8 protein-coding genes and 1 pseudogene are annotated in these 7,246 nt (G+C 50.7%); 5 read left to right on the top strand and 4 right to left on the bottom strand.

Annotated elements, in window-relative coordinates; translation table 11 throughout:
- Positions 1 to 408: 408 nt before the first annotated feature.
- Together K4305_RS05360 and K4305_RS05355 are read left to right on the top strand one after the other, a co-directional pair.
- Positions 409 to 690 carry a type II toxin-antitoxin system TacA family antitoxin gene (locus K4305_RS05360; RefSeq protein ID WP_442880428.1) on the top strand — a complete coding sequence of 94 codons (282 nt, stop codon included), beginning with the start codon at positions 409 to 411 and terminating at the stop codon, positions 688 to 690.
- Positions 687 to 1,211, top strand: coding sequence for a GNAT family N-acetyltransferase (locus K4305_RS05355; protein ID WP_331561372.1), 525 nt, complete (start codon positions 687 to 689; stop codon positions 1,209 to 1,211). The genes K4305_RS05360 and K4305_RS05355 overlap by 4 nt, the downstream gene beginning before the upstream one ends.
- Before the next feature lie 182 nt (positions 1,212 to 1,393).
- Here the strand turns inward: K4305_RS05355 and K4305_RS05350 are convergent, their stop codons facing one another.
- On the bottom strand, positions 1,394 to 1,819 hold the full coding sequence (locus K4305_RS05350) for a putative toxin-antitoxin system toxin component, PIN family (protein ID WP_331561371.1): 426 nt from the start codon (positions 1,817 to 1,819) through the stop codon (positions 1,394 to 1,396).
- 322 nt (positions 1,820 to 2,141) lie between these two features.
- On the opposite strand from K4305_RS05350, the gene K4305_RS05345 reads away from it, so the two are divergent.
- Both K4305_RS05345 and K4305_RS05340 read left to right on the top strand, forming a co-directional pair.
- The gene (locus tag K4305_RS05345) at positions 2,142 to 2,276 is read left to right on the top strand and encodes an integrase core domain-containing protein (protein WP_331561370.1); all 135 of its coding nucleotides are present in this window, start codon (positions 2,142 to 2,144) and stop codon (positions 2,274 to 2,276) included.
- Positions 2,277 to 2,336: 60 nt separating this feature from the next.
- Positions 2,337 to 3,164, top strand: coding sequence for a 3'-5' exonuclease (locus K4305_RS05340; protein ID WP_331561369.1), 828 nt, complete (start codon positions 2,337 to 2,339; stop codon positions 3,162 to 3,164).
- Here the strand turns inward: K4305_RS05340 and K4305_RS05335 are convergent.
- Positions 3,165 to 3,260, bottom strand: a pseudogene (locus tag K4305_RS05335) (type II toxin-antitoxin system PemK/MazF family toxin); the annotation flags it as partial.
- A 522-nt stretch (positions 3,261 to 3,782) separates the two neighbouring features.
- The gene (locus K4305_RS05330) at positions 3,783 to 5,087 is read right to left on the bottom strand and encodes an ATP-binding protein (protein WP_331561367.1); all 1,305 of its coding nucleotides are present in this window, start codon (positions 5,085 to 5,087) and stop codon (positions 3,783 to 3,785) included.
- A 581-nt stretch (positions 5,088 to 5,668) separates the two neighbouring features.
- Between K4305_RS05330 and K4305_RS05320 the strand changes: the two genes are divergently transcribed.
- Entirely contained in the window at positions 5,669 to 6,394 is a 726-nt protein-coding gene (locus K4305_RS05320; RefSeq protein WP_331561366.1) for a hypothetical protein, read from the top strand.
- A 253-nt stretch (positions 6,395 to 6,647) separates the two neighbouring features.
- On the opposite strand, the gene K4305_RS05315 is transcribed toward K4305_RS05320, so the two are convergent.
- Positions 6,648 to 7,246 (bottom strand): DUF4143 domain-containing protein (locus K4305_RS05315; RefSeq protein WP_331561365.1); only part of this gene is annotated, 599 nt, incomplete at its 5' end.

The raw sequence follows: 7,246 nt of genomic DNA, 5'->3' as shown, positions 1-7,246 counted from the left end.
TCTCTGTCTCGCTGAGCATAACATCCTCCTTTTTATAGGGTTACAAAAAGCTGTTCTCCCATTTATTACAACACCAGGATGTTAGTGTTCTTACTCCCTTCTGATTCTCAATTACTATATAACGTTGAGCCGTACGTCAAATTATTCCTGTAAAACATTTCTCTCTCATACCTTGATGGCAGGGGAATGCAAAGCAGCAGGGTAATTCTCCACCCGCCGGGTGGGGAATTGAGTGGGCATACCTTGGGAGCATAATGTAGTGAAATGATCATCCGGGACGATGGTAAAGCCTTAAAAGCCATTGCTGATAGTGGTTATGAATCATTGAACAATCACGGTGATTATTTTGTTGTCATGACAATGTCTGTACGTTATATTGGAGTTAAATGTCAATTGAATATGAAAAAAATGGCTATGAACGCTCCTCTTAAAACAGAACGGATTGATGTACGCGCTAATCTGCCGGTAAAACAACTGTTGCAGGAGGCAGCAAGGGCTTGTCATAAAACTGTCAGCGAGTTTTTGCTTGATGCCGGTATAACCGCGGCTAATCAGACGTTAGCCGACCGTCGCCGGTTTGAGCTTGATGATGCCGGGTGGCAGCAGTTTCAGCAACTCCTTGACCGGCCTGTGTCTGCTCCCGGTAACCGGATGAAAGCATTGCTTACCGAACCGGGGGTACTGGATTGAACGCATCCCGTTTCAGTCAGGTTCAGAAACTCTCTTCCTCCCACGACGTTGCGGTATTCGATTGTGGAAATCATGCCCTGAATCAGTTTCTGCAACGTTTTGCCTTGGTCAATCAGAAGGCCAACAGTGCCCAGACCTATGTTTGTTGTGAGCAGGGAACAGAATGCGTTGCAGGCTTTTACAGTCTTGCTGTCGGAAGCATTGAACCGGAAGCGGCAACCGGTCGACTCAGCAAAGGTCTTGCCAGACATCCGGTACCGGTGATGATTCTTGCGAGACTTGCAGTTGATCGCCGGTATCAGTGCGCACGTCTTGGCCGGGCTCTGCTCAAAGATGCATTGTTGCGAACAGCCCAGGCGGCTGAGCTTGCAGGCATCAGGGCCATTCTGGTTCATGCAAAAGATAATGTTTCCCGTGACTGGTACCTCAACTGGGGATTCGAACCAAGCCCGACCGATCCGTATCATCTTTTTTTACTCCTCAAAGACCTGCTTGTAATTCTTCAGGATGATTACGGATAGGAAGATCCTTGGGAAGAAGGAACACTTTGCGACGTACATCCGTACGTGAATATTCTCCTGTAAAACATTTCTCCCTCATACCTTGATGGCTGGGGTATGCACAATGCTGCAGGAAATGAGACCCGTAGCCTTAACGTTTACATTCTGATTCCGGAACTGTGCTGGAGGTTGCGGTTGGCTTGTCAGGCTGAAAGGAATTTCTGAAGGAAGGTGTCGGGCGTGAGGACAGGGATGCCGTTCCATTCAGCGAGATCGGGCAGATGGGTGTCGCCGGAGATAATGTCGTCAGCACCGGCTGCAGAGGCGGCTTCGAGGATACGGTTATCGTCGGGGTCGGCGGTAACGACACTGAGGTCTCTTTCAGGACTGACAATCGAAAAAGTGTCCCTGAACAACCGGATGATTCCGTACACCTGTGCTTCACCCAGGCCGAATGGCCGACGCAGAACATCTTCGATCTTTTTCATAAGAGGAGGAGAGGTGACGTTGGTGATTTTTCCGGAAGAGCCGTGACGCAATATTTCCCTGGGTTTTCCCCCGAACAGGATGTCGGAGATAAGCACATTCGAGAGGCCTCGGGATGTTGATCCGTTGCCAAAAAATCTCATCTTGAACAACATAGTGATGTGCTGGCATAAAGTTTTGAGCATTTTTTATAGCGAAAATGACTTAACTTCCTGAACCGGATATCGAAAAGATCGGAACCGGCATCAGCCGTATCCGCCAGGCGGATGCCGAACACGGCGGCACCGAACCGGAACTGCGCCACAACGATTTCTTTACCGCGACATTCCGGTCAAAGATACAAGTTGCCCGGGAAGTTACGGCAGAAGTCAGTGAGCAAGTCGCGAAAATATTGATTACCTGTAAAACTCAACAAAAGTTAAAGGGCGAATTGTTTGTGAGGTACCTGGCCTGGCGAATGTTTACATGAACGAACTCTACCAGGGACTGAAGCAATGGTTCAACGATTATAACACCGTTCGTCGCCATACCTCGCTTGACGGAGAGGTTCCGGCAACGGTTTTCTATGCCAAAAAACCTCAGGCAAACAGTGCTGCCTGAACAAACCTGGTTTTGTCAAACAACTTCCCTGGAAATGGGGAGTGACTCCGGGGAATTACCATGTACAAGTTTATTGCCGACAATGTTGTGGTCTTCGATATCGAGTGGGTTCCTGATCCGATGTCAGGCAGGCGCATTTACAAGTTGCCGGAAACGGCCTCTGATGATGAGGTGCTTGAGGTCATGTGGCGGGAGGGCGGCGCGACGCCGGAGGACCCACGTCCATACCTGAAAACGGTGATGTGCAGGATCGTTTCAATTGCGGCGGTGGTCAGGAAAAGGCAGCACAGTAAAGTCAGTCTTGAGCTCGTTTCTCTCCCCGGGCAGCATGAGGGCGTGCAGTCGGAAGGGAAACTCATTCGGCAGTTCCTGGAAGCTGTCGGGAATCTGGGGGCACAGCTTGTGGGGTTCAACTCGTTAAATGCCGACCTGCCTATCCTGTTTCAGAGGGCACTGGTAAACAGGGTGACGGCGCCGACCTTCTGCCATCGTCCGGAAAAACCCTGGGAGGGAGCTGATTATTTTGCTCGATACAGCGATTTCAACATCGATCTGAAGAATGAGATTGGTGGTTTTGGCAAAGGGACCCCATCGCTTCACGAATTGGCTGCGTCACTTGGAATTCCGGGTAAAATGGGAATCAATGGTGCCGATGTAGTCGATTTATGGCGCTCCGGGAACTTCAGAAAAATCGTTGAGTACAACCAGTTCGACGCCCTTTCGACATATCTGGTGTGGCTGAGAACCGCCTACTTTTCGGGGAGACTGACAGAAGATTCGTTTGTGCACGAAGAGCGTCTGCTGGAAAGTCTTCTGCATCAGGAGATAGCCCAGGGATCAAAGCATCTGGAGCAGTTTCTGGACGCATGGAAATCGTTTCGCCGGTAGGCTTACAACCAGTACTGGTCGGAGGCCGGATTGCTCATTTCCCCGCTTCAGGTTGAGGTCGGCCCATCGGATATCACCCCTCAATATTCCGGCCATGCATCAATCTCTCCGTTCATACCCTCTTCCGCGAGTTGGCGCTCTTCGACAGCTTTGCGGAGTTCCGGTTCTACGCGGAGCGATGGCAGTGTAGCGCTTTTCATGGTGTATGTCCGGTTATGCGTTGCATATGCAATGCAATATATCGGCTTCTCATGATGCAATGCAGCAAGGGACGAGAGCCGTCGCCTTACCGTTTTTCTGCAGATTCCAATGCTGTTCGAATTGTCCGGAATGGCAGAAAGAGAAAGAGTGCGGTTTTTGGGGTAAGGGCAAGTACCCGTAGCTGGCGCACCAGGTTGCGACGTCGGTGTTTTTGGCATCGATGAGCAATCCGACACCGCCGACATGGCTGGGAGCAGCAATTGACCTCCGAGGCCCTGTTTTAGTGGACTTTCGCAATTACATAAACACACGTGATTAAATTCCTGCTTTTCAGAAGCAAGGCTCTGTTGCAGGCGGGGACGAATCCGTAACCGCAAGGGTCAAGGTCGGGGAAAGCGAGAGCGGCATTTTTTTTCGCTACTCGTTTCTTGTAACGGCAAAAGTGCTGTAAAGCGGCAGGAACGTGATTTTTTGCTCAGGAAGGTCGGCATACGGGCGGTCGGAAAAGACCAGTGCCCTGCCACACTCCGGGTACGAGGCAAGAAAGAGATGAAGGCTCCTCAAACTGCCGGTAGCGCCGCTTTTTACCTCAACAGGATGAATCCTGCCGTTCAGAACCGCCAGATAATCGACCTCAGCCGAACTGCTTTTGGCCTGCCTGTCCCAGTAATACAGACCACCCTGTTGGGTTACCAGCATCTCCTGGCCGACAAACTGTTCCGCCATGGCTCCCCGGTAGATGGAGAGCAGGTCGTTTTTTGCATACTCGATATCACTGGGCATACCCGACAGGTGCCGCATCAAGCCAATGTCGAGCATTATCGCCTTGAATGATCTGGCGGAGGCTGTCGCCCCCAATGGAAGTCCAGAGGGATCTGCAGAGGGAACCCTTCGGGCTACCTGAGCCAGGCACAGGGCGTCAAATGCCTTTTTCAGCGTCGGGTTGCTGTATCCCTCGCCGAGGCGTGCATATTTAATCTGTTTTCCGATATGCTGCGACAGGGAGGTAAAGACCGAGTCGAGACAGAAGCGGTCAACTCTGGGCGTATATTTGGCAAAGTCCATCCTGAAGGACTCTGCAATTTCTTTTTGTACCTCGAAGGCATCGCGCAGAGAGTTGTTTTCAAGGTATGCATTGACAGCCGCCGGCATTCCCCCGATAAAAAAATAGCGTTTCAGCTCCTCGCGCAGAAGGTCATGCACGGCAGGCGATATTTCAGCCGGATTGCCCAGAACTGCAGCTGCCGCAGGGGCGTTGCCGATTGCTTCAAGATATTCAGCGAAACAGAGCGGATAGAGATTGAGAAACTGAACCCTGCCGACGGGAAAGGAGTTTTCGTCAAGAGCGAATTCGAGCAGAGACCCGGCGGCAGCGACATGCAGTTCCGGCATTTCTTCATAAAAATAGCGCAGGGCGGTTATCGCTCGGGGACATGCCTGTATTTCATCAAAAAAGAGCAGGGTTTTACCCGGCGTGATTTTTTGCTGAAGGATGACTTCAAGATCCGAGCATAAGCGCCTTGCCGTAAGATCGCCATCGAAGAGTTTGCGCAGGGAGTGATTCCGTTCAAAATCAACAAGAGCAAGAGATGCAAATCGTTTGTTTCCAAACTCTTTGAGCGACCATGTTTTGCCGACCTGACGCGCGCCTCGCAGGATGAGAGGCTTGCGGCGTGTTCCTTCCTGCCAGCGCCGAAGATCGTTATCAATAAATCGAAGCATGTGTACCGATTGGCGGGGTGTATCACTGAATATTTAAATATACAGTGCAAAATATGCTTTTTTGATATAAAAAAACAATGCATTTTGATATTGTGGCTTGAGAAGAGGATTTATGACGTTTGGGTGGGTGTGGAGAATGGAGGTTTTGGGGACAGAGGTAAGTCAGTAATCGGTCGTATACCTGAAACGGAGAGGAAGCGCTGCCAGAAGGCGCGAGACTGGACGCACCGGGAACGTTGCATCCAGTGATGGTTTGCGGAATCGGACGGAGGGCTTGCCGGCGTTCATGCGAAAGATGCTGACGGGGTATTCGGTCTCGTTCAACAGGCGATATCATCGTTCTGGTCATCTGTTCCGGAATCGGTACATGTCGATGCTCTGCGAAGAAGAGCCCTGTTTCGTCAAGCTGGTAGTTATATTCATTTGCACCCCCTTGCGTGCCGGATTGGTCAAAAAGCCGGAAGACCTTGACCGGTATCCGTGGAGCGGGCATGGATCGCTCTCGGGTTATGCCGGATATTCCTGGCAGATCGTGAGGAATATGGCGGGTTCATGTCACCATAAACGTATGGAGGTTTGCCATGTTATTGATGAGAAAGGTGTTCGGTCAGGCTGCTGTTCTCTGTCTGCTGCTTTTAGGTCATGCGAGTTGTTTCGGCGTATCGATCTCTTCGTTGACCGCGGAACAGCGCGACGCTCTGCTGATCAACGATTTTTATCCGCAATATGCCTGTCCCGGAGATACGCTGAAACTGGAAATAAAAGCCGTTACAAGCCCGTATTTTTTCCCGATGGCCGAAACTTCCGTAGACGTCAGGACTGAATGGCAGGTCGTTCCCGAAACAGGCATAACGATCGATCAGAAACGCGGTCAGCTTGTTGTCGGCCGTGACGTGCAGGATGGCACGATTTACACCATCAGCGCGAAAATCAGGAAAAAAGGGAATGTCAGGGACAACACGCTCTACGTCTATACGAAAAAAGCAAATCCTTTTGCAGGCTACTGGGAGGAAGAAGGGGGGAATATCGAGGAGTTGATCATCAAACCTGACAGAACCTTTTCTGTGACGGCAATACCGTTTGAAATCAGAAAAGATTATTGGGGTACGGTTTCCTTCGATCTTCAGTCCGGGTCGATCACATTCACTGCCGAGCATGGCAACACCGTACCGAAAGATATCGATCTGAACGGTTCGTTCAGGTTTGACGATGAAGGCCGTCTGGTGCTGGAGGGGATTTATTTCGGTACGCTCATACCGGGTGACAGCTTCAAACAGAAGTACATATTCAAAAAAACCGGAAGATAAGCATGCTCATCCCGTTTCAGGGGTGGAACTGCCGTCCCATGTCTGCTCGTGACAGGAGACGGCGGTATCATAACAGGTGCGGAACCTGCGGGATTCTCTTTTTCCGTTTGCCTGACAAGGTCACAGGACAGCTCCGGGAACTTCTCGTGCAATGGTGACGTCGCTGAGTCCTGCGACTACACACTGGCACTCCGGACAGGCTTGACCTATCAAGACTTTTGCTCTTTTCGGCTTCTGAATTCTCTTTACCGACTCAGGAAAACAGATCCAGGGGTTCCAGTTCAAGAAATTCCTGCCATGGAATCGCCGAATTTCCGATCAGCAGCACTTTGTGTGGCTTGTATTGCTGCATAAATGCAGCCATGCCTGAAGCTTGTTGCGAGTGGCCGCTTTTAATTTCAAGACCGATCACTTTACCCTTGTACTCCAGAACAAAATCCACCTCATGATTTCCCTGACGCCAGTAATACAGGTTGATTGCCTCGCTACGGGTGTGATTGAGGATATGGGCTCCAATAGCCGATTCAACCCATCGACCCCATTGCGCAGGATTCGCTGAAATTTCCTGAAAAGTCTGCTGTTGTTGTGCGCTGATCAGGGCCGTGTTATGCACCTGAAATTTCGGAATGGAGGCTCTCTGTCTCACCAGTTCAGGGCTGTACCTTTCCAGACCTCCCAGTAAACCGGCAGTATCGAGCAGGCGCAGATAATGAGCAAGTGTTGTTGTGTTTCCTGCATCCTGGAGCTGGCCGAGGATTTTCGTGAAGGAGAGAATCTGGCCCGAATAGCTGCAACCGATTTCAAAGAGCCGTTTCATCAGGGCGGGCTTGTCGACACGGGTCAGCATCAGAA

The sequence above is a fragment of the Chlorobium sp. genome (genome assembly GCF_036528655.1).
Lineage (GTDB): Bacteria > Bacteroidota > Chlorobiia > Chlorobiales > Chlorobiaceae > Chlorobium.
The sequence above is the reverse complement of the archived record's forward strand: the minus strand, read 5'-3'. Positions and strand labels throughout refer to the sequence as shown.

What these genes read in the sequence shown, in the direction of transcription:
- K4305_RS05360 (WP_442880428.1), top strand. Translation starts at nt 409, where the DNA reads ATGGCTATGAACGCTCCTCTTAAAACAGAACGGATTGATGTACGCGCT.
- K4305_RS05350 (WP_331561371.1), bottom strand. Translation starts at nt 1,819, where the DNA reads ATGAGATTTTTTGGCAACGGATCAACATCCCGAGGCCTCTCGAATGTG.
- K4305_RS05345 (WP_331561370.1), top strand. Translation starts at nt 2,142, where the DNA reads ATGAACGAACTCTACCAGGGACTGAAGCAATGGTTCAACGATTATAAC.
- K4305_RS05340 (WP_331561369.1), top strand. Translation starts at nt 2,337, where the DNA reads ATGTACAAGTTTATTGCCGACAATGTTGTGGTCTTCGATATCGAGTGG.
- K4305_RS05330 (WP_331561367.1), bottom strand. Translation starts at nt 5,087, where the DNA reads ATGCTTCGATTTATTGATAACGATCTTCGGCGCTGGCAGGAAGGAACA.
- K4305_RS05320 (WP_331561366.1), top strand. Translation starts at nt 5,669, where the DNA reads ATGTTATTGATGAGAAAGGTGTTCGGTCAGGCTGCTGTTCTCTGTCTG.